We start from the raw sequence: 26,150 nt of genomic DNA, 5'->3' as shown, positions 1-26,150 counted from the left end.
GATTATCCCTGATCCGCCTGCAGCAATATTTCGATACGCCTGTTGGTCGCGTTGAACGGATCCGCCCGATCTTTCAACTTGCGATCAGCAAAGCCTGAGACCTGCGATATCCGCTTTTCGTCGAGACCGCCGCGAACGACCATATAGTAGGCGGCCTGGGCGCGATCCATGGACAAGCGCCAGTTCTCGTTCTCGCCCTTATACTGACGGCCGTCCGTATGGCCGCGGATGACGACCGCGCCCGGCTTGCTCTTCAGGATCTCACCGATCTTTTCCATCGCAAGCACCATCTCCTTGCGCGGCACGGCCGACCCAATGTTGAACATGGAATCGTCACTCTGATCGGAAATGCTGACCAGGAGGCCGCCTTCCGACGGTGTTACCGTCAGACCTTCGGCGAGCTTGCCGGCAATGCCGCTGATTTGCTGGGCGATTTCCTTTTGCAGATCCTCGGCCTGCTTCTGCTCGCCGGCCCTTTGCGCCTCAGTCTGCGGCTTTTCCTTGCCCTCGGCATTTTCAGAAGCCGTTTCCACGGACGACGCAGCGTGTTGCGACTTGCTCTTCGCGGCTTCCTTGGCTTGGTCGTCCGGAGCATGGCCGGCGTCGGCAGCCTTCGTCGGATCCGCCGGTGTCTCGGTTTCGGCCTTGGCAACTTCGGTGGCATCTGCCGCGCCATCGGCGGGAGCGTCGCTCGAAGCCGGCTGCTTCTTGTCGGCGTGCGTCACTTCGACCTGCTTGGTCCAGAAGTCCGGATCGAACGGATCACGATAGGCCTGACCACCGTCGGCGCCGGTTGCCGGACCCGAGTCGCTGGCGCCGCCCTCGCCCTTGGCGCTGACGTTTGCCTGCTGGCCGACTTCCTGCGCGATCTCCGCCAGAACCGAATAGGGATTCTCGAAGAAATCAGCTTCCGAGTAATTGGTTTGGTCGCCGGATGTCGAGGTCTGATCGTCGCCGTTTGCGGCCGAAGCGCCCTTGGTTGGCTCGTCTTCTTTTTCCTTCGACTTGTCCTGCTTCTGGTCGCCGTCCGCCTGGTCGACAGGCTTCTTCAAGCCTTTTTCCGTCGGCTTCTCGTCGGCAAGCTTGATCGGATTGAAATAGGTCGCGACCGAGGCCTTGGTCTCCTCGTTTGCGGCGTTGACCAGCCACATGACGAGAAAGAACGCCATCATGGCCGTCATGAAGTCGGCATAGGCGATCTTCCAGGCGCCACCATGAGCACCGTCGTGATCACCGCCGCCATGCCGCTTGACGATGATGATCTCGTTCTTGCCGTGGTGGTGGTTTTCGCTATCACTCATTCCAGAACTTTCTTCAAGCTCGTCGCCCAGGCTGACATGCGCGTGACGAGGACGGCGTCGCCAAATTCAACGGTCAAGTCGACATCGCCGGTTTCATGATGGCGCAGAAGGCCGGCCTTTTCACCGAGTGTGTTCTTCAGCACATCGAACAGCCGGGCCGGGCCCTTGACGGTCACATTGCCCACTTCCCCGTCCAGCACCGCCTGGCTAACGATGCCGGCAAGATCGACGGCAGCCTTCTGTGATAGGGCATCGGTCATCACGGGCGCCAACGCCTTCGCGACCGTCGCGCTGACAAGCGCCGCAATCTCATGCGCCATGGCATCCAACCGGGAGGCGATCAGTTCCGCGGCCTCAACCTCGTACCGATCACGGAGCACTTCGACTTCGCGCTGATGAACGAGCGCGACCGTTTGCGCCTCCAGTTCATACTTTTCCGTCAGCACTGCGGTCGCCTCGGCATAGCCCTCGGCATATGCGCCGCGGCGCTCGGCTTCGACATCCACGACCGCTTCGGTTGCGATATCTACAAAGCCACCGAAATCGTTCGCGAGATCGTCGGCCTCCGCGACGGGAGCGATGACGGCCGGCTCGCCGAAATCCTTGAGGTACCGAGAAAGCAGCGTACTCACCGAAACCACCCCTCTCGCTGCAGAAGACTGCGACATGCCGCGCCCCATCATGAACTGACAACTGATCAGGCACGGTTTCCGCACTGCGCCTTTGTACCGAAAATAGGGTGTCAAACTTGCGCGAGGATGAAGGGCGCAGCCAAGCCGGCCCGACGGCGCCCCGGCCACTATTGCAGCAGGATCAGCACTTTGCTGGCAGCGGTGTTCAGGATCGAAATCGCCTGAACGCCCATCTTCTGTTGCGTCAACAACGCCGTCTGGCGGGTCGATGCTTCGTCCATGTCGGTGTCAACGAGCGCACCGACACCCTTGTCGATTAGATCGGACATATCCGCGGTGTAGGAAATGCGGTCGCTGATGCGCGCGCTCATGGTGCCAAGACCGGCAGCCGTGGTGGTCAACTGTGACAGCATAGAGTCGACCACACTCAGCATGTCCGTGACCTGCTCGCTGGTGGTATTCTCGTCAAGTGCTATCTCCGTTCCGCTTGCAGGGCTCGTCGAGCCGGCGTCCAGCAGATAGTAGTTTCGTGCCGTCGAGGTGCCGTCGGAATTGAACGTATTCGCGTCAATGGTCTTCGTGAGAAGGCCGCGATTGGCATCCGTCGTGTCAATCATGACTGTCTGGTCGGCCGGGTAACTGATCGTCTGCGCCTGGTACTCACCGTTCGTGCCGCGCACAAAACCGCCGATCACGGAACGCGACGTCGGAAGCGCGGTATCGCGATTGAGCAGCCAGTTCTCACCCGCAAAGCTCGTTGTCTGGACCGTCGTCTGCAACTGCCCCTTCAGTTCTGTCAGGGTTGTATTGAGCTTCGTCTTGTCGACACCTGCCTCCTGAGCCGTCACCAGGGTTTTGCGGATCTCGCCCAGCTGGTCAATCAGGCTTTCCATCGAGGTGTAGGCGGTGTCGACCTTCGATGCACTGACGCCGAGCGCGTCGTGAACGTTCTGCAAAGAGCTGCTGTCCGAGCGCATGACGCTCGCAAATGACCAATAAGTCGCGTCATCCGCCGCCGTTTCGACGCGGTAGCCTGACGAAACCTGCTGCTGAACCGTTGCAACGTCCTTGTTGATGATGCGCAGCGCCGCAAGGGCGTTTACCTGTGCCGAGCTGGCGATTTTATAGGTCATTTTTTCTGCTCTGAGTAGGGAAACGGGACAGGCCGGCGACCGGCAGCGACTGACCTGGCGTCATGCCCCCGGCTGGTCCCCCAGGCCGGCTTGTCGCTAAAAGCAAATCAACTGTTAAGCGAAGTTAACCAAGGCCCGGACCTGGCGCAAGAGCGGCAAGATCGGCCGCGCAAGCCTCGCGCAATCTTGATTATCGGTTCAAAAACAAAGAGAAAGCCGCATCGATGACGCGGCTTTCGATCTCGTCCATGCGAGTTGCGGCACTCTTAGCCCTTGAACAGCGTGAGAACGTTCTGCGCGCTGGAGTTTGCGATCGACAGTGACTGGATCGCCAACTGCTGTTGTGTCTGCAGGGCGGTCAGCTTACTCGATTCCTCTTCCATATCGGCGTCGACAAGGCGTCCGACGCCCGAGTCGATCGAGTCACTGAGATTGGAAACGAAGCTTTCCTGCAGGTCAATGCGCGTCGAGATCGAGCCAAGCTGCGACGCCGCCTTGGTGAGCGCACTGAGGCCGGACTCAACGGTCGTCAGGGCGAGATCGATATCGGTAGAACCAAAGCTCGTGATATCCATCGCGTAGATTGAGCCAACGCTGCCTGAGGACGTACCGATAATGCCAGTCGTCGTGTCGATCGATCCTGACGTCGTCATGCCGAAAAGCACGTTGCCGGCGGAGGTGTCGTCGAGAACGTATTGGGTCGTCTGCACGGACACCTGACCATTGGCATCGCGGACGAACGAGGAGACGACGCTCTTCGTCGTATTCCCAGCCACCCAGTTTTCACCGGAAAACGAGGCCGATTGCGCCACACTCAGCAATTGCTGCTGAAGTTGTCCGATCTCGTCTTGGATCTTGGTCTTGTCGACGCCCTTTTCCGTCGCCGCGACGATCTTGGCCTTGATCTCACTTACGATATCAATAGCGCTATCCATGGCTGAGTAGGCGGTGTCGACCTTCGCGGCGCCAAGTCCGAGCGCATCGGACACAGCGGAGAGAGCCTTGTTGTCCGAACGCATGGTCGTTGCAATCGACCAGTAGGCGGCATTGTCCTTGGCCTCTGCGACACGGTAACCAGACGAAACACGGTTCTGCGTGTCCTCCAGGTTGCCGTTGATGCTCCGGAGTGTCTGGAGAGCGGACATTGCCGCCACGTTGGTCAAAATGCTGGTCATGAAATTATCGCCCCTTGCTGGCAAATATTGAAAAGGGACATTCCGGTCCGCCACCGGCAACGGCCATCAGCGTCATGCCCGCTAACCGCTTCTTAAGCTTGGTTAACATACCGTTTCGTTGACGGCAGAAAACACGAGTTTGGTTAACGGTCAGTTAATAAGCATTAAAAAGGCCGCGCTCGGGGAGCGCGGCCTTCCACGATATCCGCCGGTAACACCAGCGGCTCTTCTTTGAAGCGTCCGAAGGCGCCTAATATTAGTTGCGGAACAGCGACATTATGTTCTGCGAAGAGGAGTTCGCGATCGACAGCGACTGGATGGCCAGCTGCTGCTGGGTCTGCAGGGCGCTGAGCTTGGAGGACTCTTCTTCCATGTCGGCGTCAACCAGACGGCCGATACCGGAGTCGATCGAGTCGCTGAGCGAGGAAACGAAGTCGGTCTGGATGTCGACGCGCTGCTGAAGCGAGCCAAGCTGCGAACCGAGCGTCGTCATGCTCGTCAAGGCGGTTTCGACGTCCGTCAGCAGGTTGTCGACGTCGCCCTGGGTCGTGCTGGAGCCGATCGTAAAACCGTAGATCGAGCTGCCCGAGCTCGCTCCGGCTGCGCCGAGGATACCGCCCTGCGTCGTGCCGTCGAACAGCGTGTTGGTGGCGCCGAGCGCATAATCGGTGGTCTTGATGGAGACCGCACCGCCGGTGCCGCGGACGAAGGACGAAACGACGCTGACGGTGCCACCGGCGTTGTTGACCCAGTTTTCGCCGTTGAACGAAGCGGACTGAGCAACGCTGTTGAGCTGTGCCTGCAGCTGCGTGATTTCGTCCTGCAGCTTCGACTTGTCGACGCCGGCTTCGCTGGCTGCAACCAGCTTCGCCTTGATGTCGCCGACGATGTCGATGGCGCTTTTAACGGCCGTGTATGCGGTGTCGAGCTTGGCGGCGCCCATGCCGAGGGCGTCGGATACAGCCGAGAGGGCCTTGTTGTCCGACTTCATCGTCGTGGCGATCGACCAGTAGGCAGCGTTGTCGGAAGCCTTGCCGACGCGCAGACCAGACGAAACGGCATTCTGCGTGTCAGACAGATTGCTGTTGACGTTGCGCAGCGTCTGGAGAGCTGCCATTGCGGAGTTGTTGGTCAGAATGCTGGTCATTTAATTGCCCCTTTGGCAGAATGTGTAGGAAGGGACATTCCGGACTACCGGGAACGGCGGTCAGCATCATGCCTGTTGGCCGCTTTGCTGCGCAGTCAACTCGCCGTTTCGATAGGCACATAAGACAGCAGCATGGTTAAGAAATCTTGAACTCAAAAAAGAAAAAATAGTTAAAAATATCCTTATATTAACTCCACTTGTTAACTTGCGGTTAAAACATTTACGGCCGGGAAAACCCGGCCGTAAATCGCTTCTCAGATGGCTGGTGACGGCGATCAGCCGCGGAACAGCGAGAGGATGTTCTGCGAAGAGGAGTTCGCAATCGACAGCGACTGGATGGCCAGCTGCTGCTGGGTCTGCAGGGCGCTGAGCTTGGAGGACTCTTCTTCCATGTTAGCGTCAACCAGACGGCCGATACCGGAGTCGATCGAGTCGCTGAGCGAGGAAACGAAGTCGGTCTGGATGTCGACGCGCTGCTGAAGCGAGCCAAGCTGCGAACCGAGCGTCGTCATGCTCGTCAAGGCGGTTTCGACGTCCGTCAGCAGGTTGTCGATGCTGCCCTGCGTCGTGCTGGAGCCGATCGTAAAACCGTAGATCGAGCTGCCCGAGCTCGCTCCGGCTGCGCCGAGGATACCGCCCTGCGTCGTGCCGTCGAACAGTGTGTTAGTGGCGCCGAGCGCATAATCGGTGGTCTTGATGGAGACCGCACCGCCGGTGCCACGGACGAAGGACGAAACGACGCTGACGGTGCCGCCGGCGTTGTTGACCCAGTTTTCGCCGTTGAACGAAGCGGACTGAGCAACGCTGTTGAGCTGTGACTGCAGCTGCGTGATTTCGTCCTGCAGCTTCGACTTGTCGACGCCGGCTTCGCTGGCTGCAACCAGCTTCGCCTTGATGTCGCCGACGATGTCGATGGCGCTGTTAACGGCCGTGTATGCGGTATCGAGCTTTGCGGCACCCATGCCGAGGGCGTCGGATACAGCCGAGAGAGCCTTGTTGTCCGACTTCATCGTCGTGGCGATCGACCAGTAGGCAGCGTTGTCGGAAGCCTTGCCGACGCGCAGACCAGACGAAACGGCATTCTGCGTGTCGGACAGATTGCTGTTGACGTTGCGCAGCGTCTGGAGAGCTGCCATTGCGGAGTTATTGGTGTTAATGCTTGTCATAAGTCTGTCCCCAAAAACAAAATACAAAAGGAGGACATACCGGACTTCAATACCGGCGATGACGGACCAGCTTCATGCCACTCGGTGCCGTTTCGTTTGAGCAACCAAACCCGTCATGTCGAGGGGCAATCTCGCAGTCATTCATTGCCAACTCATTAAAACGGCTGACGAAACGGCGTCGGCCCCGTAGGGTGGTTAATAGTCTGCGAACACGCCGCGACGCTCTGGCTCGGTAGCGGGACACCTGCTTCAAGCAAGCTTAATGTGTCTAGGTGTTTCAAACCGAGTGCTCATTTTGCCTGAGAGACCGGCAGCAGCGCTCATTGACGAAGTTCCTGATGGAGTGAGTTCTTGAATACGAACATCTCGTTTGCGGCGGCATCAAAGGACTACCAGAAGGGCCAATATCTGAAATCCCTGGAAGTGCTGAACAGGCTCATCGACACGCAGCGGGACGTCAAGACGTACGTTCTCCTGGCCAAGAACCTTCTCAAACTGGGCTTCAAATCGGAAGCTGCAAGCGCCTATGCGCTTGCCGGTGAACTCGACGGCAAGGAGTCGCCCTACACGCGCGAAGCCGCCCTCCTGTATTTTGCCTGTGGCGACGAACACCAGGCCTTGCTGCAGGCCTTACGTGTCATGACCCTTGCTCGCTCGGACGCCGAACTAGCTTTCGTTCTTACCGCTATCCTTCTCAAGCAAGGCCGAAAGGACCTCGTGAGCCCCTACCGCAAGGTAATCTCCGAGAGCAGCCATCCCGACCATGCCCGTCTGGCAGTGCGGCTCCTCAGCGACGACATTCTGGACGCAACGAACGAGACGCTCGTCTATAATCTGTTCAAGAAGTTTCCGGACATCATGCCGCTCCGGCTGCTCAAGCTCGTCTTCGCCCGTGAAGTCTGCGACTTCGAGCTCGTCACCAAGGAATTCCTTCCGGTGCAGAAAATGCTCGATAAGGGCGACCTAAGCTTCTTGGAACGAGACAATCCCTTCTACAATCTCCACTGGTGCGGTGACGAAGCGCTCAATGCTCTTGCTTCTCACAATCCATCTCTTCTGCTGAAGGAAGCGGCAGCGCGACGAAAGGCCGTCCCCCACGCCTGGAGCAAGAAGATCCGCATCGGATATCTTTCGTCCGACTTCTGGGCCGGACACGCAACCATGAAGCTGCTGCGCCGCATTCTGGAGCTGCACGACCGGGACAAGTTTGAAATAACGCTCTTCTGCCATACCGAAGAGAAATACCTGGAACATGAGGCCGGCACCGTCGATCGCTCACAATGGGGTGACGTTTGCATCGTGCGTGACATGACAGACGAGGAAGCCGCAAATGCCATCCGGGAGCGGCAAATCGACATTCTGGTCGACCTCAAGGGACACACATTTGGCGGTCGATCCAGAATCCTGAACTACGGCGGCGCTCCGCTGCAAGCAACATGGCTTGGTTTCCCAGGCACCGTGACCGACCTCGACCTTGATTATTCCATCGGCGACCGGTTCGTGTTGCCCGCGAGCAGCGAAGCGAACTACTACGAGAAGCTGGTGCGCATGCCAGATTGCTATCAGCCCAACGACCCCGCCAATCGTCCGAAGCCAAGGCCAACGACACGTGCCCAAGTGGGGCTGCCGGAGGAAGCATTTGTCTTTGCCTCGTTCAACGCAAACCGCAAGATCAACACGGCGATACTCGACGTCTGGTGCAACATTCTGAAACGCGTGCCAAACAGCGTGCTTTGGCTGATGCTTTCCTCGCCACGCACCGAGAAGAACCTGCTCAATTACATGAACAAAAAAGGGCTGGAATCAGATCGAGTGATCTTCTGCCCGCGCGTGTCCTACGAAGAGCACATCGATCGCCAACAAGTGGCCGATCTTGGCGTCGATACCTTCCCGGTCAACGGTCACACAACAACCTCGGAGCAACTCTGGGGTGGCTTGCCGGTTTTGACCGTCAAGGGTACCAATTTTGCCTCTCGCGTCAGCGAAAGCTTGCTCAACGCGATAGGCCTGCCGGAACTAGTAGCCAGCGACATCAAGGCCTATGAAGACATGGCCGTCGAGCTTGCGAACGCACCCGACCGCATCGCTGAATACAAGCGCCGCATCCGGGACAATGCTGTCATCATGCCATTGTTCGACGCCGAGCGTTTCACCCTGCATCTCGAAAGGGCTTACGAGATGATGGTAGAGCGCGCGAAGCTCGGGCAGGAACCGGACCATATCGACGTCCCGGCGCTGCCACCCCGTACGGAACCGTTCTTCAGCTTTGGCTAGGGAGCACTTCGAGCCGTCTAGACTAAAGCCCGCCGGCTTCACCGGCGGGTATTTTTATATCGGGCTGGGCCTAACAGCGGCACGGCTCAGTGGAAGGAGCGGACGAGGCTTCCGACCAACAGGTTCCAGCCGTCGATCAGCACGAAGAAGAGGATCTTGAACGGCAAGGAAATCGATGTCGGCGGCAGCATCATCATGCCCATCGCCATCGTGATCGTGGCGACGATCAGATCGATAACGAGGAAGGGAAGAACGATCAGGAACCCGATCTCGAAACCGCGCCGGATCTCTGAGATCATGAAAGCGGGAATCAGGACACGATAATCGATCTTTTCTTCGGTCTGGACGCTCTGGCCGCGCTCCCGCGCCAAGTCCACGAAAAGCGCCAGGTCCTTGTCACGCGTATTGGCCGCCATGAACGTCCGGAAGGGCTCTGCGATACGTGTGACTGCCTGCTGTTCGTCGATCTGATTTGACAGAAGCGGCTGAACACCGGTCTGCCATGCCTGATCGAACGTCGGTTGCATGACGTAGAAGGTCATGAACAGCGCGAGCGACAACAAGATCATATTCGAGGGTGTGGACGACAGGCCCATTCCCGACCGAAGGATCGAGAAGGCGATGATGAAGCGCGGGAAGCTCGTCACCATGATTAGGATGCCAGGCGCGACCGAAAGAACGGTCAACAGGCCGAAGGTTCTGATAATCCATGCCGCGACCGAACCGTCGACCGGCAAGTTCAACAAATTTGTCGGGAGCTGCTGCGCATGCGCCAGCTCCGGTGCCGCCATCATGGCAGCGAACAGCAATAGGAATCGAATCATTCGACGACGAAGGTCCTGAACATGACCTTCGATACGCGTCCTTGCGCGCGAAGGTCAACACGCTCCTGGATGTCATCCTTAAGATATTCGAAGCCGCGTGGCCCCTCGATCTGCTGCAGAGAAACGGTGCGGACATAGGAGAGAATATCCTGGTGGATATCCTCCGCGATTTTCACGTCCGGCGGGCCATTGAACAGTAGGGCCACTTCTAGGCGAACCCAATTTTCGGATGGATAGGCAAGGTTTGACGTGATTGGCTCGAGCTGCACGACATTGTTGGCTTCGGTCGAAATGTGAGGCAGGCCGGCCTCACCTTCCTTCTTCTGTGCGGCCTCGTCCTTAGCCGCTTTGGCCTGCTCGACCTGTTCGGCGCCCTTGATGTTCGGCGCAACCATGCCGCCGACGACCCAGCCGCCGCCGGCGCCGAGTAGCGTCAGGATCGCGAGCCCGGCGATGGCCATCACAGCGGCCGATTTCTTCTTCGGCTGGCCTTCGGCGTCTTCTGTCTCTGCCATGGTATTCAGCCTCAGAGCGGCGAGAAGAGATCGACGGCCTGCTGACCGCGCGGCGGCTGCTGCACTTCCATCAGGCGGCCACGACCGCCGTAGGAGATGCGGGCCTCAGCAATCTTCTCGTAGGAAATCTGGTTGTCGGCGTTGACGTCCTGCGGGCGGACGATACCGGCAACGTTGAGAATACGGATCTCCTGATTGACGCGGACCTCCTGCGAGCCACTGATCACGAGGTTACCGTTCTCGAGGATACCCGTGACGACTGCGGCGACCATGAGCTTCAGCGTTTCGGACCGGTCGATCTTGCCCTTGCCGTCGGTACTGGTGTCGGAACCGTAGGTCACATCGGTCTTCGACTGAGGGTTCCAGCCCATGACGTTGGCGTTGACATCCCAGTTCAGGCCACTCGAGTTGGTCCGGCTCCGGCTGGTGTCGTTCTCGAACTTGGCCTTATCGTTGATCTGGATATCGACAGTCAGGATATCGCCGACGTTGAGAGCGCGGGCATCCTTGAAGAGGGTGGCCTGCGAGTCGCTCCACAGGGAGTAGCCCTGCGCAACCTGGCGCGGCTGCTTCGGATAAAGCGCCATCTGCGGCGTCTGGCCGTAAGCGAGACCGCTGCCGATCGGGCTCATGGACGGGGCGCGGCCGATCTCGTTGACGGCCTGCGGCGATGCGCAGCCTGCAAGGAGGGCGACGGCGACAATCGCGGCGGGGAAACGCTTGTTCATGAGGGGTCCTTCGACGTATTTGGATCGGACGCGCTGGCGATGATGCTGGCAATGTTGCCGGCCTTCTTCGGATCCATCTCGTTGAGGATAAGGCTCGACTGCGAGGGGTTCAGCCGCATGATGACGGCCGCCGCTACTTCTATCCTCATTTGCTCCAGTTGCGATGCAGCCGCGTCCGGCTTCATTTTCTTGTAGATATCGGTCAGGCCCGCCTCGGCCTGCTTGAGAAAATCGTCGCGGCGCTTCAGCCAGTCCTGATATTCCTCTTTGCGCTTGTTCATCTCGGCGATGCGGGAATCGACGTCGGCGCGAAGCTTCTCAAGCTCCTGCTTCTGTAGCAGATAGCGCTGATCGCGAGCGGGATCGGCAATGTTCGTGCAGAACTGCTTAATCTCCTCCTGCGAGGTCATTTCACCCTTTAGCGTCGGCTGCTCCTGCGCAAAGGCGCCGGGAATGGACAAAGCAACGACGGCCATCGCCGGCAATGCAAGCCGTCGAACCAGGTCGGATACAGTCAACTTCTCTATCATTGCAGGACGAGCTCCGCTTGCAGCGCACCGGCTGACTTGATGCCCTGAAGGATGGCGATAATGCCGTCCGGCTTCACGCCGATATTGTTGAGACCCGAAACGAGCGTCTTGAGATCAGGTCCCTCGAGCAGAGCCACCTTGCCGCCCGTCTTCTGGGCAGCGATGTCCGTCTGCGGCTGTACGGCCGTTACGCCACGCGAGAACGGCTCAGGCTGAATGATCTGCGGAGTCTCGGTCACCTGGACAGTCAGAGTACCATAACTGACGGCGACCGGCGACACGCGCACGTCCGCGCCGATGACGATCGTTCCGGTGCGCTCGTTCACCACAACCTTCGCCGGGGTGTCCGTCTCGACGACGAGATTTTCCAGATCCGCCATCAAGCGCGTCAGATCCGCGGTCCTCGGCTTCTGGACGATGACTTCCTGCGCATCCTTGGCTTCTGCTACCGGGCCACCGAAGCGAGCCGAAGCATAACCGTTGACAACATCGGCGATGCGGATGGCAGTGGAGAAATCCGGGTTTCGTAGCTGTAGGACGAGATTGACCGAGTCCTTGAAGCGCGACGGCAGCTCCCGTTCGATGATCGCACCGTTCGGCACCCGTCCGGCGGTCGTCACACCCTCGGTGACCGTCGAAGCCTGACCTTGGGCGGTGAAGCCCGAGACGACCACTGAGCCTTGCGCGACAGCGTAGATCTGGCCGTCAGCGCCCGACAACGACGTCATGATCAGTGTACCGCCGCGCAACGAGGTGGCGTCGCCCAGCGAACTGACGTCCACGTCGATGCGGCTGCCCGGGCTGGCAAAGGGCGGCAGGTTGGCCGTAACCATCACCGCCGCCGTATTCTTCGGATTGGACTGACTGCCCTGCGTGGAAATGCCAAGATTCTGCAGCATCGCGCGCATCGACTGTTCCGTGAACGGCGAGGCACGGAAGCCATCGCCGGTGCCCTGGAGGCCGACGATCAAACCATAGCCGATCAGCTGGTTGTCGCGTCCTGCCTGCAGGGATGCGATGTCCTTGATGCGCGATGTCATGGCAGCCGCCGGCGTCACGGCGGCGACGTTCGGAGACAGAAACGCGAGGGCTACGAAAAGGCGGAAAAACATCTTCATTTTGCGGCCACGTGTATGGTGCCGTCGGCGAGCACTGTGCCGCTGACAATCACGCCGGAATCCATGTTGCGAACGCGGATGAGCTGACCTGTCATGCCGTCTTCAAGCGGCGACCCGGCTGCCGAGATCGTCATCGCACCGAGCGTGAAGATCAGCCGGATCGAGGAGCCGCGCGTCACGGTATACGGCTCGCGCAGGGCCGAGACGGAGATCGTGCGTCCCGGCAGGAGCGTGCGCTTTGAGATCATCCCCTCCACCTGGCGGATCGACTTTGCGTAGTCTCCCGTAAGGTTCGGGTTGGTCACTTCCACTTCCTGGAGCTGGGCACCGGAAACCGTTTCGCCCGGGTAAATGGTCGTTGTCGGAACGACCGCATAGCCCATGCCGGCAGCGGCGGCTGCTTGCGGCACGGCAAGTGCGCTGATCGCGATCGCGGCAGCTGCCGCCCATCCGAGAATACCTTTGACCCGGCAAAACATCATGTTTCGGCCCTTCCCGATTACTTCAGGTTCTTGCTGACGATGGAGGCCATTTCGTCGGCGGTGGTGATGACCTTGGAGTTCATTTCATAGGCACGCTGCGCCGATATCAGCTCGGTGATTTCCTTCACCGGATCGACGTTCGACGATTCCAGGTAGCTCTGCTTCATGTAGCCGAAGCCCTCTTCATCGGGCGTGCCCACAACGGGATCACCGGAAGCAGCTGTTTGCGCAAAGAGGTTGTCGCCGAGGGGCTGAAGACCGGCTTCGTTGACGAAGTCGGCGATCTGCAATTGACCAAGCGTCGTGACCGTCGTCGCGCCCGGGAGCTTCGCGGTCACCTGGCCGGAGCGGCTGATCGTCAATTCGGTCGAGCCAGTTGGAATCGTGATGTTCGGGGCGACAGTGTAGCCGTCGACCGTCACGATCTGGCCAGTTTCGTTCTTGTTGAATGCGCCGGCGCGCGTATAGAGCGTCGTGCCGTCCGGTGCCTCGATCTGGAAGAAGCCGCGGCCGACCAGGGCCACATCGAGATCGTTGCCAGTCTGTGCGAGTTCGCCCTGGATATGCAGATTGCGGACAGCAGACGTCTGAACGCCGAGACCGATGTTTGCACCTTCAGGAACGGTAGCTTGATTGGCGCGGTTGGAAACCCCTTTCGCCCGCTCTGTCTGATACAGCAAGTCCGTGAATTCAGCGCGAGCGCGCTTGAAGCCGGTCGTGTTGATGTTCGCGATGTTGTTGGCAATGACTTCAAGATTGGTCTGCTGGGCATCCATACCCGTTGCAGCAATGGCAAGCGCTCTCATGGCTTTGTCCTTAAATCAATTACATCTGCATCCGGGTTACGTCGAGAAACGCTGTCACCACCTTGTCGCGAATGGCGATTGCGGTCTGAAGGGTCTGCTGCGCCTGCATGACGGCATCGACGACCTCACGCGTCGTGGCGGTGCCCTTGATGCCTGCAAAAGACATGCTTTCCGCATTCTTCAGGGTGTTGACCGCTCCTGTCGCAACGTTGCTGAGAACCGCGCCGAAGCCGCCGTCGTTTGCGGCGCTTTCTGCAGCGGAGGAGGCCGTGGAATTGTCCTGGTCGATCGCGGCAAGGCCGCGGGTCATCGACAGGGAGCTGACACTATTGACGTTGTTGATCATTATTGGCTCTTCAGTAGATCGATCGTTGCCGAGATCAGGTCGCGGGATTGTTTGATGGTCTGCAGGTTGGCGTCATAAGAGCGGTTTGCTTCCCGCATGTCGGCCATCTCGACCAGCATGTTGACGTTCGGAAGCTTGACTACACCCTTTTCGTCTGCCGCCGGATTGCTTGGGTCGTATTCGGTGGTGAACTTCGATTCATCTTCGCCGAGCTTCTTGACATTGACCGTGGTAACGCCGTTTGCGCGGTCCACGGCTTCCCCGAAGGTAATCGTCTTGCGGCGATAGGGATCGGCACCGGGCGTATCGCCGGTCGAACGGGCGTTGGCAATGTTTTCGGACACGATGCGCAGGCGCGTCGATTGCGCCTCCAGCCCGGATCCAGCGATTTTGAGTGCTGCTGACAAAGGATCCATGATCTTAGCTCTTCACCGTCATCAGCATCATCCGGTTGAACGAGCTCACCAGCGACGTGTTCAACTCGTATTGACGCTTGATTTCACCAGACTTAGAAAGTTCCCCGGCAAGACCGACCGTGTTGCCGGATTCTTGAACACCGATTTCCTGATCGAGGCTCGCATCCTTGACGTCGATGTCGCTCTTCGTGCCGAGATCGTTGCCGCTCAGATGCGCCGCATTCGTGCGCGCCATCGTGATGTCCGACTTGTCGAGAACGGCCTGGAAGGGCGTGATGTCCTTGGCGTGATATTTCGGCGTGTTCGCATTCGCGATGTTGCCGGCAACAACCTCCTGACGGATCGTCAGCCATTCGGCCTGCCGCGAGGCCAAGTCGAAAAGTTGAATCGGTTGCATGGGAACTCTCCGTTTTTACTGAGGCGAACCTACGGCGGTAATCTTGCGTCAGACTTACGGAGAATGCGGTCCGGAAATCCGGATCTTGTTGGCCGCTGGCTCCAGAATGCGAAGAAGGCTCCTACCGTTTTTCCGGCGGAGCCTTCTGTTGATTCGCTGCTTGGGTATGCACTCAGTTGTGCTGGTAGACATCGCCCTTGGAGGTGATGATGACCCATTTGCCATCGCGTTCCTCCAGTGTCGCCAGCCGGCTTTCGTCCGGCAGAATGGACCCTACACGCACGACGTACATGCCGGAGGCGTCCGCAATCAGAGCGCGGCCGTTTGCGACGTGGAGAAGGCGAAAACCCGATTTGCCAGGAAACGGCTGTTCTTCGGCCGGCAGACCTTTGTCGTCTTCCTTGCCGATGTTGGAGACGGTCGCAGTCGTCAGCGGATCGACCGGAATTTCGGGCTTCTTCTCGTATTGGTTCTTGTTAGCCATCGCTAGCGGCGAGACGCTGAAGACGTTTCGCGCCGGCCAGTTCGGGAGATCGCGCGTGCGGTCGCCTTGCGCGACGTTGATGCCGAACTTGTCTTCATTGAAGAAGACGTACCACGGGAAGAATGCCGACGCTCCCGCCAAGGCGAGGCCGGCAATTGTCAGCGCACGGTCGAGAAAGACTGTTTTGCGCCGCAGAGGCTTCAGCGGGGCGATCTTCTCATCGTCATCGAAATCGTTCACGTCGCGCCCCTCTACCTGCGGATATTCGGCTGGCCACCGATGCCGGCCGCCGCCTTCAGCGCCCCGGCCAGATCGGCAAAGGCGTCCTGCGAATCGACATCGCCCGGCGACTGTTTCAAAACATCGTAAATAATCGGTACCTGCTTGACCGCCATATCGAGATCAGGGTCAGCGCCCTGGCGGTAACCGCCAATCAGGCGAAGGTCGCGTGTCTCCTCAAAACGGTGAATCAGCGTCTTCAGGCGCGATACGAGCTTCTCCTGATCCGGAGTCCATGCCTTGCGCGCCAGGCGCGAGATCGAGGCAAGCGGATCGATCGGTGGGTAGCGCCCCTCCTCCGCCAGACTGCGCTGCAGTACGATGTGGCCGTCGAGAATGCCGCGCGTCGAATCGGCGATCGGGTCATTGTGGTTGTCGCCATCGACCAGGATCGAAATGATCGCGGTAATCGTTCCCGTACCTTCCGGGCCGGGGCCCGCACGCTCCAGCAGACGTGGCAGTTCGGTGAAAACGGAAGCGGGGTAGCCGCGCGCGATCGGCGGTTCGCCGGACGCGGTTGCGACCTCGCGGATGGCGTGGGCAAATCGGGTGACACTATCGACGATCAGGAGCACATTGTCGCCCCGATCGCGGAAATGCTCGGCGATGGTAACTGCTGTCAGCGGCGCCATCTTGCGCAGCATCGGGCTCTCGTCACTCGTCGCGACGACGGCGATCGCCTTCCTCATGTTGGCGCCTAGCGTATCCTCGATGAACTCGCGCACTTCGCGACCACGTTCGCCAACCAGCGCAATCACGACCTTGTCGAAGGCATCAGCGCGCGCCAGCATCGAGAGCAGCGTTGATTTACCGACACCCGAACCGGCGAAGATGCCGAGGCGCTGCCCAAGGCAGAGCGGCGAGAAGATGTCGATGGCGCGAACGCCTGTCTTGAAACCCTTCTCGACACGCTTTCGCGTCATGGACGGCGGAGCGGTGTTCGAAATGGAGCGGCGGCCGAGTCCTTCGACGATGGGACCCAGGCCGTCGATCGGCTCGCACAGCGAGTTGATCGTACGCCCGCACCAGCTGTCGGACGGCGAAATGCGAAAGGCACCCTTGCGGATGACCGTATCATGGATGCCGATCGGCTCGCCGGGCTCGATCGGGCAGACATAGGTCAGTTCGGGCTCGACGCGGACGACCTCACCGAGATGGATGCCGGTGGACGACTTGTGCGCCACGAATTCGCCGAGCCGCACGTGGCGAGACAGGCCGGTCACGGTGTAATGGCCGGCCGCAATTGTCTGGACGTGGCCGCCGGGAGCGACCAGGAACTCGGGATTTGAATAGCGCGATACGAGCCCGGCAAGATGCGCGAGCTTCGGCGAGAGATCGGCTTCGGTGAGCGGCGTGTGGCTCATGCGTCAGACCTCGGCTAGCGGCTGCCGCCGAGCGTCTTGATCGCCTCGCTGAATGAAGCCTCGCTGTCCTTCGAAAGCGATGTCATGCTCTCGAAGGCGCGATTGACTTCGATCAGCTGCGTGATTTCGCGCATGGCGTTGACATTGGAGTTTTCCAGATAACCCTGCTGGACGCCGACATTGAAGCGGTCGGTGACGGCACGCGGCTGCTCGGTCGTCATGATGCCGCTGTTCTCATAGCGCAGATAACCCTTGCTGATATCGGCCTCGAAGAGACCCAGCGAACCGACCTGCTTGCCGTCCTGGTAGATCAATCCATCGGCGCCGACCTTGGGTTCGCCAGCGGCCGTGTTAAGCGTGATCGGCGAGCCACCGGCGTCGAGAACCGAATAGCCGCGGACGGAGACGAGCTCGCCGTTCCCCTTCATCGTAAAGCGACCATCCTTGGTCAGAACCTTGCCGGCCGGTGTGTCCAGAGAGAACCAGGCATCGCCCTTGATCGCGAAGTCGAGCATGTTTCCGGTATGCTCCAGCTCGCCGCTGTCGCCGGACAAATAGTCGTTGCCCTGTGACACATAGGCGATCTTGGCGTTGATCTTGTTGCCGGTCTCACCGAGCATCTCGTCGAACTTCACTTCCGTCCCGCGGAAGCCGGTCGTGTTCACGTTCGCCATGTTATCGGCGATGGTGGTGAGGCGACGTTCGAGTGCGATCTGCGACGACAACGAAACATAAAGACCGGATTGCATCCCGATAGGCTCCTGCATTGGCGATGAACGGTACGAAATCCAGGGTGTTTGAGTCGGTTCGACCACGGATTTCGCTGAGGCGGCATCTCAGACACGGGCACGGATGCCCATTCGTCACCAACAAGCTGACAGCAAATGCTTGCGCGAAGCTGGCATGGAAAAGCTTGATTTGCAGGGGCAATCATCAGCCTCACGCAAGCCAGCAGCCCTATCCCTTCTGTTGAAAATAACGATCAGGTTTGGACTGACGATGAATATCATTATCGGATTTGTGATTACGGTCGGCTGCATCATCGGCAGTTTCATGGCGATGGGCGGCCATATCGACGCCCTCTGGCAACCTTTCGAACTCGTCATCATCGGCGGCGCCGGCCTGGGCAGCTTCGTGATGGGCAACCCGATGAAGGTCGTAAAGGATTCCGGCAAGGCGCTCGGTGAAGCGTTCAAGCACACGGTCCCGAAGGAACGGAATTACCTCGATACGCTCGGTGTTCTCTATTCCCTGATGCGCGACCTGCGTACGAAGTCACGCAACGAGATCGAGGCCCATATCGACAATCCGGCCGAGTCCTCGATCTTCCAGTCCGCTCCGACGATCCTCAAGAACAAGGAACTGACGGCATTCATCTGCGACTACGTCCGTCTGATCATCATCGGTAATGCCCGTTCGCATGAAATCGAAGCGCTGATGGATGAAGAGATCAACACGATCCTTCACGACAAGATGAAGCCATACTACGCCATTCAGATCATGGGCGACGCCTTCCCGGCGATCGGTATCGTCGCCGCCGTTCTCGGTGTCATCAAGGCCATGGCACACATCAATGATTCGCCCGAAGTGCTCGGTCACTTGATCGGGTCGGCACTCGTTGGCACCTTCCTCGGCATTCTCCTGTCTTATTGCGTGTGCCAGCCAATCGTTTCCCAGATCAAGATCGTCCGCAACAAGCAGCATCGCCTGTATGTCATCGTCAAACAGACGCTGCTTGCCTACATGAACGGCTCCGTGCCGCAAGTCGCGCTTGAATACGGCCGCAAGACGATCTCTGCTTACGAACGTCCTTCGATCGACGCCGTCGAGCAGGAAATGATGAACCCCGGCGGCGAGAGCAAGGCGGCGTAAACGGTCATGAACGCTACCCTCAAGAAACCCCTCATGGACGAAGCACTTCTTGCCAAGCTGACCGGAAGGCTCGGCGACAAGGCAACTGTTGCGAAGATCTGCAGTGCATTCGGCGACGTCTATACGGTCTTCCTGCCAGACATCATCAAGAGCGAGACAAACCTCGACGTCGAGGTGGCCTACCTCGGTTGCGACAGCGGGCACAAGAACGACCTTGTTGCCGATCTCGGTGGCAACACGACACTTGTCGACGCGACGCTCCGCAATTGGTCGCAGAACATTACGCTGGCCTGCGGTAACAGCTTCATCATCACGCTGATGGAGCATTTGCTGGGGGCGGCCGCCGACACCGTCGAGCAGCCGGCGGACCGCCTGCTCTCCGTGATCGAGCTCGAGCTTGCGGTCATGGTCTTCGAGAAGATCGCCAACGTCCTTCGCTCCGCAGTGGACGCGCCTGGCGGCTTCGAGCCGACCATGGAGTTTCCCTATGCGTTCGAAACGCGCGCCAAGCCCGCCGAAGACAAGCCTGACGAGTTTGCGGCCGCAATCAACATGTCGATCACGCTTTCCGGCATTACCTCGGACTTCTCGCTGATCGTTCCACAGGTTGCCCTGCTGAAGACGACGGTGGCAGCTCCGAAGGCCAAGGGGCAGTCGGCCAAATCGTCCGAATGGACGGATCAGCTCAGCGAGCAGGTGCGCCGCTCGCAGGTAACGCTCAACGCCAAGATCCGTCTGCAGGACCTGACGCTCAGGACCATTTCGAAGCTTGCAGCTGGCGATGTCATTCCCTTCTACGATCGCGGCGATGTCCGCGTCGAAGTCAGCGCCAACAGCAAGGAATTGTACGTCTGCGAGTTTGGACGTTCGGGCGAGAATTATACCGTCCGGGTGAAGGATACGATTAACTCGGATGACGAACTCATCCGCCACTTGATGAATTAGCCCATTTTCCAACCGGGCTGGCCGCACGGCAGCTTGAGGCAAGTTTCAACTGGAATAGTGATTTCATGGCGACGAAGAAGACACCCAAGAACAGCGACCTTTCATTGGAGCTCCCGGGCAACGAGGCCGAGCTTGATCAGGCCATCGATGACCTGCGCGGCGTCCTGAAAACCGACGCGGAAGGCGGCCTGCCCGATTTCGCCGCGGAGAGCGACGCCTTCAGCGGCAGCACCGATCTGTCCACCTTTGGCGGCGATTTCGAGGATACCGCTGGCGATTCCAGGTTCGGTGGCAGCGATTTCGGCGCAACATCCGACTTTGGCGGCTCCGCCGATTTCGGCGACGGCTCCTTTGGTGCGGTCGCTTCCGAACCGGCGCCGCTTGGCAGCGCCATGCAGTCGAACCTCGACCTGATCATGGACATCCCGATCGACGTTCAGATCATGCTCGGCAGCAGCCGAATGCAGGTCGCCGGGCTGATGAACCTGAACGAAGGCGCAACGATCGCACTCGACAAGAAGATCGGTGAACCGGTCGAAATCATGGTGAATGGCCGCAAGATCGCTCGCGGCGAGATCACTGTTCTGGAAAACGACGACACGCGTTTCGGCGTCAAACTGATAGAAGTTTTGAGTACGAAAAAAGCCTGATCCCGGTGCAGGGACGGAGAGGTTAGACCATGATGGACTTTGACGATTTCGGCGGCGCTCTAGCCGAGAAACCGTTGACCCAGGCTGAAAAGGCGGCGGCTGTTCTCCTCGCTATGGGGAAAGGGGTCGCCGGCAGGCTGCTGAAGTATTTCACGCAGGCCGAGCTGCAGACAATCATCGGCTCGGCGCAGACACTGCGCGCCATCCCGCCGGATGAGCTGCTCGGGCTTGTCGCTGAATTTGAGGATCTGTTCACCGAAGGCGCCGGTCTTATGGACAACGCCAGGGCGATCGAGAGCATCCTTGAAGAAGGCCTGACGCCCGACGAAGTCGATAGCCTTCTCGGCCGTCGTACCACCTTCCAGGCGTACGAAACGTCGATCTGGGACCGTCTCGGCGAGGGCGACCCGGCCTTCATCGGCAAGTTCCTCCTGCGCGAGCATCCGCAGACGGTTGCCTATATTCTTTCCATGATGCCCTCTTCGTTCGGCGCCAAGGTCCTGATGCAGATTCCGGACGGCCGCCGCGCGGACATCATGAACCGCACCGTCAACCTCAAATCCGTCAGCCCCAAGGCCGCACAGATCATCGAGAAACAGGTGATGAGCCTGTTGGCGGAGATCGAGGCCGAGAAGAATTCGATCGGCTCGACGAAGGTTGCCGAGCTGATGAACGAGATGGACAAGCCGCAGGTCGATACCCTGCTCACCTCGCTCGAATCGATCAGCCGCGAATCGGTCAACAAGGTCCGCCCGAAGATCTTCCTCTTCGACGACCTCATGCTCATGCCGCAGCGCAGCCGCGTGATGCTGCTCAACGACATCTCGGCCGACATCCTGACCATGGCATTGCGCGGGTCGTCCGCCGATATGCGCGAGGCAGTCCTGGCATCGATCAGCCCGCGCCAGCGCCGCATGATCGAATCGGATCTGCAGAGCGGAACCGTCGGCATCAATCCGCGCGAGATTGCTATCGCACGCCGCGCCATCGCCCAGGAAGCGATCCGCTTGGCAAACTCCGGGCAAATCCAGCTCAAGGAGACCGAGGGCGAAGGCTCCGCAGCGGCTTAAGCCACGGTTGTTGTGCACGAAGCGTCCCCTCCCCGCTGCCGCGGTTGATCGCCGCGGTAAAAGGGAGATACCCTTCAGGAAAGGCCGCGCCCTGGCGCGGCCATTTCTTTTGATGGAGGGCCTCGGCCTTGGCCGACGACGACAAGGACAGCAAAACAGAAGACCCGACAGCGAAAAAGAAAAGCGACGCCGCCGAGAAAGGCAACGTGCCGTTTTCGCGCGAAGTGCCGCTCTTTGCGACTGTTCTTGCCACCTTCGTCTACATCATCTTCTTCCTGCCGAGCGGGCTCAGCAAAGTCGGCGGGGCGCTGAAGGACATTTTCGAGCAGCCCGACCAATGGAAGATTGAGACGGGGCCGGACGTCCTCTCCCTGTTCGTTCATTTGGGCTGGGTTTCGGCGGCATTGCTCGCGCCGGCCTTCATCCTGTTCATGGTGTTTGGGGTCGCCGCGTCCATCTCGCAGAACCTGCCAACGCCGGTACTCGAGCGCATACGGCCGCAGTTTTCGCGCATTTCAATCGCCAAGGGATGGTCGCGGCTGTTCAGCCTGCCTGGGCTCATCGAGTTCGGCAAATCGCTGACGAAGATCGTGATCGTTGGCGTCGTCATGTTCTTTGTGCTGAAAAGCGAATACTTCAACGCGATCGACGCGATGTTCTCCGATCCGCAGACGATCTTCGCGCGCATGATGACGTCGATGCAGAAGATCACCATCGTCGTCCTGATCGCTACCGCCGTCGTGGCCATCGCCGACTTCTTCTGGACGCGTTATCACTGGTTCACCGAGCTGAAGATGACGCGGCACGAGATCAAGGAAGAAAACAAGCAGTCGCAGGGTGACCCCTTCGTTAAAAACCGCCAGCGCTCGCTGATGCGCGACCGCGCTCGCCGCCGCATGATTGCCAACGTCGATCGCGCGACGCTTGTCATCGCCAACCCGACGCACTTTGCCGTCGCGCTGCGCTATGTGCGCGAGGAAAATGACGCGCCTGTCGTCGTCGCCAAGGGCCAGGACCTAATTGCGTTGAAAATCAGAGAGATCGCGGAAAAGAATGGAATACCCGTTTTCGAAGACCCGCCTCTCGCGCGCTCCATGTTTGCGCAAGTCTCGGTCGATAGTGTCATACCGTCTGTATTCTATAAGGCAGTCGCGGAACTCATTCATCGGGTTTACGCGACGCAAGCCAAGAACAAACGGGTAAGATAGCCGAATGAAAAAATGCCCCTACTCTGCCCAGCGTGAAAAAATCCTTGCTGAAGCAATCAGCCCCGTTGCCACGGAATTGCGGCTTCTGGACGCTTCGGACCTCATCTCTCTTCTGCGCTTCGAGTACTACGGCAATCTTTCCGATCTGGTATCGTCGGCCGCCGAGCTTTTCTTCCACCCCGGCACGGTCAACTTCGGCCATGGCGGCAGCTACACGCTGGAGTGGGGCGGCAAGCCCGAAGTGGTGATCGACCTCGAGGTCAAACCGCGCGGCATTACGATCTATGCGCAGCTGACGCTTGCCGAGGCGCACGCCGGCATCGAGATCAACCACATCGCGTTCCAGAATCCCTCGGCGGATCCCGACGAAAACACCGCTTTCCTACAGCAAAGCCTGCGCGACGCACGCTTCAACGTAGAACCTTTGCAGGCTCTGGCGAGCTAAACCGCCCGCGCCTTCACATCAGCTGATATATCCAAGGCGGATGGCTTTTGCGATCGCCTGGATTCGGTTGACCGAATCCAGCTTGATCGTTGCCGAGCCGAGATAGGCGTTGACGGTATGCACGGAGAGCCCGAGCTTCTCTGCGATCTCTTCGCTGATGCGACCGTCTCCGGCAAGCTGCAGGCAGGCAATTTCGCGTTCGCTGAGAGCTTCGGCAGCCGCTACGCGGCGCTCGTCGAGCGACAGCAGGTCGATCATGATCTGGCACGATCTCGCGTGCAGTTCGACGATCATATTGCTCGCCGGCTCGAGATCGTCGCCGGTAAAGACAACAAAGCCGTTGCCAACGGCACCGAGGCGCGCCGGAAACGCGATGCCGGAAAACGGAACCAGGCCGTCCGTCAGGCGCTTCATGAAAGGAGCGATACTGGCAGGCTGGGGAGCGGCGCGATCGAGCCCTCCGGCCCATACAACAGGAAGAAGCGACTTCTCGATGTGATCGAGCAGCATCTCCCCGTGGGCGTCGATGAACGCCCGGCTGAAGCCGCTGTTGACGGAACCCCAATTTTCCAGTTCGCAGACTAGGCGCTGCTTTGCCGGGACGCCAGCGGCGCTGATACGATAGACCGCGAAATTCTGGGCATCGGCGAGTTTCTGCATACCGATCAGGCGCGGGAACAGGTCAGACCGGCTCGCCACCTTGTTGACCCGCGCACTGCGCATCATTTCCGAAGTTCCCATCGACCGACCGGATGGCTGCCCCATAACGCCGTCCCCCTAGACGAGATTGTTCCTCACCGCGAATGCGATGGCTTCGGAACGAGTCTTCGTAGCCGTCTTTCGCATGACACTGGTGATGTAGTTGTTGATGGTGTTACGGGAGATGCCGAGGATCATTGCAATCTCGTCGCTCGTCTTGCCCTCGGCGATCCAGAAAAGGCACTCCAGTTCCCGATCGGTCAATTCAAAATCCCGGTCAGCCTTCGAAGCGCCGCATTGCAGGAAGCTGGCGAAATAGGCCGTCAGGAGCCCGACGTCACGCAACCGCTCCTGCGACAGGATGAACCCATCATCAAACAGGAACATCAGCACAAGGCGCGAGCGGCCGATGTTGAACATCAGCGAACAGTATTGGCGGCTGGCCCCGTCGGGGGCGTCCGCCGTATCCGGCAGGAGCGCAAAATGCGGCTGGAAGAGCTGCATGCACTTTTCGAGCTCCGTCGCCCGGGCGAAGCCGCCGACGAAGGTGTGCGCCAGATTGGTGACGAGGTCGAATGGCCAGTCCGAGGAGACGACGAAATCGAGGCCCGCCTCCTGCACCAGGTCCGCGCGCGCCAAGAGATAGTGCGACGCGCCTACATAATCCGTCAATGCGCGCAGGCCGGGTTGCAACCGTCCCGTGCTCGAGATCTCGCAGAGTTGTGCGATCAGTTCGTCGCGTGAAGAGAGGTTTGTCGCCGCGATGCCAACGAAGTTTGCCTTGTGCGTGTCGCTCTTGAGAGCCTGCAATATATGCATGTCCATTGGCAAAACCCCGCGGCTGTAAACCACCTACGACAGAAGCTTGATCCGCATGCTCCTGAACAAATTACGACCTCTCCGCGAATCACCCAAGATTACGATAGGTGGCACAATTCACCATCTCCGAGTTCTTGGGATTTACATTTTCTGCATTTCGTGCCCTGATTCGTGCACAAATTCCGCTTGTTAAGGAATTCTTAAATTAAAGTGATTCGGGGAAATCTGACAATACGATTCGCGTAAAACGCGTGGCTATATCAGCCCTCTGTCAAGGTCTATCCTCAGAAATCTTCACGTCCGCATTAGAGCGATGGCAAAATATGGCTGGATCGCCGTGCAGCGTGCGGGCAAAGAAAAAGGCCGGTTGCCCGGCTTCAGACCGCTGACAAACCCGTCGATATTTTCGGCGGTTTTTTTTGGGATCGCCGGTTTTGTTCAGACTTGTTTTGTCGGAGAGGAAGAAGGGTGCCTTGGCTTACGCCATGCTGGGCTTTGGTGCTTTGGTCCGCGCCATTGCGATCTTCTTGATGTTCTGGGCTGCGGCGGCCAGCAGGCACTGGCATGCGACGCGGATTTGACTTCGGAAGCGGGCATAGCGGTGGCCGTGCAACTACTTGGCGTCGGCAAAGGAGCGTTCGACCGTCTCCTTTCGGCGTTTGTAGATCGCCTTGCCCCAGGGGGTCAGGCGGTGAGCATCGGTGCGCTGGCGGGCGTCGGCCCAGACATGGCGGGTGATGGTGCGAATCGCCTTGGTGTTGGTGGTGCAGGAGGCCAAGAGCGGGCAATCCCGGCAGATCGCCGGATCGGAGCGATAATGGCGATAGCCATTGCGGTCGGTGGTGGCGTAGGCGAGCAGTTGGCCTTGCGGGCAGCGATAGCCGTCGGTCTCAGCCTCGTAGACGAACTTCGACTTGCGCATCATGCCGTCTTTGGGTGGTGATGATGGCGTGCCGGCCATCGACGGTGCGGTGATCGAGATAGAAGAAGCCCTTTCGGCTTGCCGTCACGCACCATGTAGCCGCTGTCGGGATCGGTGCGTGACACCTTGGTCGCCTTCACCTGCGGCTCGCGCTCTTCTTTCCTTCAACGGCTTCTGACCATGCAGCGTCCGCTCGGTCTCGATCGCCCGGTCGAGATCGGCCCAGTAGTCGGAGCGTGACTTCGCGATCATCGCAAGATCGTATTTGCCCTTGTCGGCATTGGCCTTCAGATGGGTCGAGTCGGTATAGAGCACCGTACCGTCGACCAGCCCATGGGCGATCGCCTGCTCAACGATCTGATCGAAGATGGCTGGGCCACATCCGTGTTGTTGAAGCGGCGAC

The 26,150-nt window shown here is 59.1% G+C and carries 28 protein-coding genes and 1 pseudogene; 7 read left to right on the top strand and 22 right to left on the bottom strand.

The window, feature by feature from the left end; all coding sequences use genetic code 11:
* Positions 1–2: 2 nt before the first annotated feature.
* The 6 genes from ATY79_RS23090 to ATY79_RS23065 all read right to left on the bottom strand — a co-directional run bounded on the left by ATY79_RS23090 (position 3) and on the right by ATY79_RS23065 (position 6,554).
* Complete coding sequence (locus ATY79_RS23090) at positions 3–1,301, bottom strand: MotB family protein (protein WP_088691390.1); 1,299 nt, start codon at positions 1,299–1,301, stop codon at positions 3–5.
* The gene (locus ATY79_RS23085) at positions 1,298–1,933 is read right to left on the bottom strand and encodes a hypothetical protein (RefSeq protein WP_189638064.1); all 636 of its coding nucleotides are present in this window, start codon (positions 1,931–1,933) and stop codon (positions 1,298–1,300) included. Before ATY79_RS23085 ends, ATY79_RS23090 begins: the two co-directional genes overlap by 4 nt.
* Positions 1,934–2,100: 167 nt before the next feature.
* Positions 2,101–3,066: a flagellin gene (locus ATY79_RS23080; RefSeq protein WP_088691389.1), complete on the bottom strand. Its 966-nt coding sequence runs from the start codon at positions 3,064–3,066 to the stop codon at positions 2,101–2,103.
* Between the two features lie 266 nt (positions 3,067–3,332).
* Positions 3,333–4,241, bottom strand: a complete 909-nt coding sequence (locus ATY79_RS23075) for a flagellin (protein WP_088691388.1) — start codon at positions 4,239–4,241, stop codon at positions 3,333–3,335.
* 256 nt (positions 4,242–4,497) lie between these two features.
* The gene (locus tag ATY79_RS23070; protein ID WP_088691387.1) at positions 4,498–5,388 is read right to left on the bottom strand and encodes a flagellin; all 891 of its coding nucleotides are present in this window, start codon (positions 5,386–5,388) and stop codon (positions 4,498–4,500) included.
* Between the two features lie 275 nt (positions 5,389–5,663).
* Positions 5,664–6,554, bottom strand: a complete 891-nt coding sequence (locus ATY79_RS23065) for a flagellin (protein WP_088691386.1) — start codon at positions 6,552–6,554, stop codon at positions 5,664–5,666.
* A gap of 351 nt (positions 6,555–6,905) precedes the next feature.
* Between ATY79_RS23065 and ATY79_RS23060 the strand changes: the two genes are divergently transcribed.
* Positions 6,906–8,828, top strand: a complete 1,923-nt coding sequence (locus tag ATY79_RS23060) for a glycosyl transferase (protein ID WP_088691385.1) — start codon at positions 6,906–6,908, stop codon at positions 8,826–8,828.
* Positions 8,829–8,914: 86 nt separating this feature from the next.
* On the opposite strand, the gene fliP is transcribed toward ATY79_RS23060, so the two are convergent.
* The 13 genes from fliP to flgF all read right to left on the bottom strand — a co-directional run bounded on the left by fliP (position 8,915) and on the right by flgF (position 17,866).
* Entirely contained in the window at positions 8,915–9,652 is a 738-nt protein-coding gene (fliP, locus tag ATY79_RS23055) for a flagellar type III secretion system pore protein FliP (protein ID WP_088691384.1), read from the bottom strand.
* Positions 9,649–10,167, bottom strand: a complete 519-nt coding sequence (locus ATY79_RS23050; protein ID WP_088704997.1) for a flagellar basal body-associated FliL family protein — start codon at positions 10,165–10,167, stop codon at positions 9,649–9,651. Before ATY79_RS23050 ends, fliP begins: the two co-directional genes overlap by 4 nt.
* Positions 10,168–10,178: 11 nt before the next feature.
* Positions 10,179–10,895, bottom strand: a complete 717-nt coding sequence (gene flgH / locus ATY79_RS23045; RefSeq protein WP_088691382.1) for a flagellar basal body L-ring protein FlgH — start codon at positions 10,893–10,895, stop codon at positions 10,179–10,181.
* Positions 10,892–11,425, bottom strand: a complete 534-nt coding sequence (locus ATY79_RS23040) for a MotE family protein (RefSeq protein ID WP_088704996.1) — start codon at positions 11,423–11,425, stop codon at positions 10,892–10,894. Before ATY79_RS23040 ends, flgH begins: the two co-directional genes overlap by 4 nt.
* A complete protein-coding gene (locus ATY79_RS23035; RefSeq protein WP_088691380.1) occupies positions 11,422–12,543 on the bottom strand; it encodes a flagellar basal body P-ring protein FlgI in 1,122 nt (373 codons plus the stop codon). Before ATY79_RS23035 ends, ATY79_RS23040 begins: the two co-directional genes overlap by 4 nt.
* Complete coding sequence (gene flgA / locus ATY79_RS23030) at positions 12,540–13,025, bottom strand: flagellar basal body P-ring formation chaperone FlgA (RefSeq protein WP_088691379.1); 486 nt, start codon at positions 13,023–13,025, stop codon at positions 12,540–12,542. Before flgA ends, ATY79_RS23035 begins: the two co-directional genes overlap by 4 nt.
* 17 nt (positions 13,026–13,042) lie before the next feature.
* Complete coding sequence (gene flgG, locus ATY79_RS23025) at positions 13,043–13,831, bottom strand: flagellar basal-body rod protein FlgG (RefSeq protein ID WP_088691378.1); 789 nt, start codon at positions 13,829–13,831, stop codon at positions 13,043–13,045.
* A 19-nt stretch (positions 13,832–13,850) separates the two neighbouring features.
* Positions 13,851–14,177, bottom strand: a complete 327-nt coding sequence (locus ATY79_RS23020) for a flagellar hook-basal body complex protein FliE (RefSeq protein WP_088691377.1) — start codon at positions 14,175–14,177, stop codon at positions 13,851–13,853.
* Positions 14,177–14,593: a flagellar basal body rod protein FlgC gene (gene flgC, locus ATY79_RS23015; protein ID WP_088691376.1), complete on the bottom strand. Its 417-nt coding sequence runs from the start codon at positions 14,591–14,593 to the stop codon at positions 14,177–14,179. The genes ATY79_RS23020 and flgC overlap by 1 nt, the downstream gene beginning before the upstream one ends.
* A 4-nt stretch (positions 14,594–14,597) precedes the next feature.
* Positions 14,598–14,990, bottom strand: coding sequence for a flagellar basal body rod protein FlgB (flgB, locus tag ATY79_RS23010; protein ID WP_088704995.1), 393 nt, complete (start codon positions 14,988–14,990; stop codon positions 14,598–14,600).
* 172 nt (positions 14,991–15,162) lie between these two features.
* Positions 15,163–15,714, bottom strand: coding sequence for a flagellar protein (locus ATY79_RS23005; protein ID WP_088691374.1), 552 nt, complete (start codon positions 15,712–15,714; stop codon positions 15,163–15,165).
* An 11-nt stretch (positions 15,715–15,725) separates the two neighbouring features.
* Positions 15,726–17,117: a flagellar protein export ATPase FliI gene (gene fliI, locus ATY79_RS23000; RefSeq protein WP_088691373.1), complete on the bottom strand. Its 1,392-nt coding sequence runs from the start codon at positions 17,115–17,117 to the stop codon at positions 15,726–15,728.
* 14 nt (positions 17,118–17,131) lie between these two features.
* The gene (flgF, locus tag ATY79_RS22995; RefSeq protein WP_088704994.1) at positions 17,132–17,866 is read right to left on the bottom strand and encodes a flagellar basal-body rod protein FlgF; all 735 of its coding nucleotides are present in this window, start codon (positions 17,864–17,866) and stop codon (positions 17,132–17,134) included.
* A gap of 250 nt (positions 17,867–18,116) precedes the next feature.
* Between flgF and motA the strand changes: the two genes are divergently transcribed.
* The 6 genes from motA to ATY79_RS22965 all read left to right on the top strand — a co-directional run bounded on the left by motA (position 18,117) and on the right by ATY79_RS22965 (position 23,307).
* A complete protein-coding gene (gene motA / locus ATY79_RS22990) occupies positions 18,117–18,989 on the top strand; it encodes a flagellar motor stator protein MotA (RefSeq protein WP_088691371.1) in 873 nt (290 codons plus the stop codon).
* 6 nt (positions 18,990–18,995) lie between these two features.
* The gene (locus tag ATY79_RS22985) at positions 18,996–19,934 is read left to right on the top strand and encodes a FliM/FliN family flagellar motor switch protein (RefSeq protein WP_088704993.1); all 939 of its coding nucleotides are present in this window, start codon (positions 18,996–18,998) and stop codon (positions 19,932–19,934) included.
* A gap of 65 nt (positions 19,935–19,999) precedes the next feature.
* Positions 20,000–20,584, top strand: coding sequence for a flagellar motor switch protein FliN (fliN, locus tag ATY79_RS22980; RefSeq protein WP_088704992.1), 585 nt, complete (start codon positions 20,000–20,002; stop codon positions 20,582–20,584).
* 29 nt (positions 20,585–20,613) lie between these two features.
* Positions 20,614–21,654, top strand: coding sequence for a flagellar motor switch protein FliG (gene fliG / locus ATY79_RS22975; RefSeq protein ID WP_088691368.1), 1,041 nt, complete (start codon positions 20,614–20,616; stop codon positions 21,652–21,654).
* A 128-nt stretch (positions 21,655–21,782) separates the two neighbouring features.
* Positions 21,783–22,862 carry a flagellar biosynthesis protein FlhB gene (gene flhB / locus ATY79_RS22970; protein WP_088691367.1) on the top strand — a complete coding sequence of 360 codons (1,080 nt, stop codon included), beginning with the start codon at positions 21,783–21,785 and terminating at the stop codon, positions 22,860–22,862.
* A 4-nt stretch (positions 22,863–22,866) separates the two neighbouring features.
* Positions 22,867–23,307, top strand: coding sequence for a hypothetical protein (locus ATY79_RS22965; RefSeq protein WP_088691366.1), 441 nt, complete (start codon positions 22,867–22,869; stop codon positions 23,305–23,307).
* Between the two features lie 18 nt (positions 23,308–23,325).
* Here ATY79_RS22965 and ATY79_RS22960 read toward each other — a convergent pair whose 3' ends face one another.
* The 3 genes and pseudogenes from ATY79_RS22960 to ATY79_RS22950 all read right to left on the bottom strand — a co-directional run.
* Entirely contained in the window at positions 23,326–24,072 is a 747-nt protein-coding gene (locus tag ATY79_RS22960; RefSeq protein ID WP_088704991.1) for a helix-turn-helix transcriptional regulator, read from the bottom strand.
* 12 nt (positions 24,073–24,084) lie between these two features.
* A complete protein-coding gene (locus tag ATY79_RS22955) occupies positions 24,085–24,831 on the bottom strand; it encodes a helix-turn-helix transcriptional regulator (protein WP_088691364.1) in 747 nt (248 codons plus the stop codon).
* Between the two features lie 472 nt (positions 24,832–25,303).
* Positions 25,304–26,150, bottom strand: a pseudogene (locus ATY79_RS22950) (transposase); the annotation flags it as partial.

The sequence above is a fragment of the Rhizobium sp. R693 genome, assembly GCF_002211315.1.
Classification (GTDB): domain Bacteria; phylum Pseudomonadota; class Alphaproteobacteria; order Rhizobiales; family Rhizobiaceae; genus Rhizobium.
Note: the sequence above shows the minus strand (reverse complement) of the source record. Positions and strands in the feature narration are given on the sequence as shown.

What these genes read in the sequence shown, in the direction of transcription:
- ATY79_RS23090 (WP_088691390.1), bottom strand. Translation starts at nt 1,301, where the DNA reads ATGAGTGATAGCGAAAACCACCACCACGGCAAGAACGAGATCATCATC.
- ATY79_RS23080 (WP_088691389.1), bottom strand. Translation starts at nt 3,066, where the DNA reads ATGACCTATAAAATCGCCAGCTCGGCACAGGTAAACGCCCTTGCGGCG.
- ATY79_RS23075 (WP_088691388.1), bottom strand. Translation starts at nt 4,241, where the DNA reads ATGACCAGCATTTTGACCAACGTGGCGGCAATGTCCGCTCTCCAGACA.
- ATY79_RS23070 (WP_088691387.1), bottom strand. Translation starts at nt 5,388, where the DNA reads ATGACCAGCATTCTGACCAACAACTCCGCAATGGCAGCTCTCCAGACG.
- ATY79_RS23065 (WP_088691386.1), bottom strand. Translation starts at nt 6,554, where the DNA reads ATGACAAGCATTAACACCAATAACTCCGCAATGGCAGCTCTCCAGACG.
- fliP (WP_088691384.1), bottom strand. Translation starts at nt 9,652, where the DNA reads ATGATTCGATTCCTATTGCTGTTCGCTGCCATGATGGCGGCACCGGAG.
- ATY79_RS23050 (WP_088704997.1), bottom strand. Translation starts at nt 10,167, where the DNA reads ATGGCAGAGACAGAAGACGCCGAAGGCCAGCCGAAGAAGAAATCGGCC.
- flgH (WP_088691382.1), bottom strand. Translation starts at nt 10,895, where the DNA reads ATGAACAAGCGTTTCCCCGCCGCGATTGTCGCCGTCGCCCTCCTTGCA.
- ATY79_RS23040 (WP_088704996.1), bottom strand. Translation starts at nt 11,425, where the DNA reads ATGATAGAGAAGTTGACTGTATCCGACCTGGTTCGACGGCTTGCATTG.
- ATY79_RS23035 (WP_088691380.1), bottom strand. Translation starts at nt 12,543, where the DNA reads ATGAAGATGTTTTTCCGCCTTTTCGTAGCCCTCGCGTTTCTGTCTCCG.
- flgA (WP_088691379.1), bottom strand. Translation starts at nt 13,025, where the DNA reads ATGATGTTTTGCCGGGTCAAAGGTATTCTCGGATGGGCGGCAGCTGCC.
- flgG (WP_088691378.1), bottom strand. Translation starts at nt 13,831, where the DNA reads ATGAGAGCGCTTGCCATTGCTGCAACGGGTATGGATGCCCAGCAGACC.
- ATY79_RS23020 (WP_088691377.1), bottom strand. Translation starts at nt 14,177, where the DNA reads ATGATCAACAACGTCAATAGTGTCAGCTCCCTGTCGATGACCCGCGGC.
- flgC (WP_088691376.1), bottom strand. Translation starts at nt 14,593, where the DNA reads ATGGATCCTTTGTCAGCAGCACTCAAAATCGCTGGATCCGGGCTGGAG.
- flgB (WP_088704995.1), bottom strand. Translation starts at nt 14,990, where the DNA reads ATGCAACCGATTCAACTTTTCGACTTGGCCTCGCGGCAGGCCGAATGG.
- fliI (WP_088691373.1), bottom strand. Translation starts at nt 17,117, where the DNA reads ATGAGCCACACGCCGCTCACCGAAGCCGATCTCTCGCCGAAGCTCGCG.
- flgF (WP_088704994.1), bottom strand. Translation starts at nt 17,866, where the DNA reads ATGCAATCCGGTCTTTATGTTTCGTTGTCGTCGCAGATCGCACTCGAA.
- motA (WP_088691371.1), top strand. Translation starts at nt 18,117, where the DNA reads ATGAATATCATTATCGGATTTGTGATTACGGTCGGCTGCATCATCGGC.
- ATY79_RS22985 (WP_088704993.1), top strand. Translation starts at nt 18,996, where the DNA reads ATGAACGCTACCCTCAAGAAACCCCTCATGGACGAAGCACTTCTTGCC.
- fliN (WP_088704992.1), top strand. Translation starts at nt 20,000, where the DNA reads ATGGCGACGAAGAAGACACCCAAGAACAGCGACCTTTCATTGGAGCTC.
- fliG (WP_088691368.1), top strand. Translation starts at nt 20,614, where the DNA reads ATGATGGACTTTGACGATTTCGGCGGCGCTCTAGCCGAGAAACCGTTG.
- ATY79_RS22965 (WP_088691366.1), top strand. Translation starts at nt 22,867, where the DNA reads ATGAAAAAATGCCCCTACTCTGCCCAGCGTGAAAAAATCCTTGCTGAA.
- ATY79_RS22960 (WP_088704991.1), bottom strand. Translation starts at nt 24,072, where the DNA reads ATGGGGCAGCCATCCGGTCGGTCGATGGGAACTTCGGAAATGATGCGC.
- ATY79_RS22955 (WP_088691364.1), bottom strand. Translation starts at nt 24,831, where the DNA reads ATGGACATGCATATATTGCAGGCTCTCAAGAGCGACACGCACAAGGCA.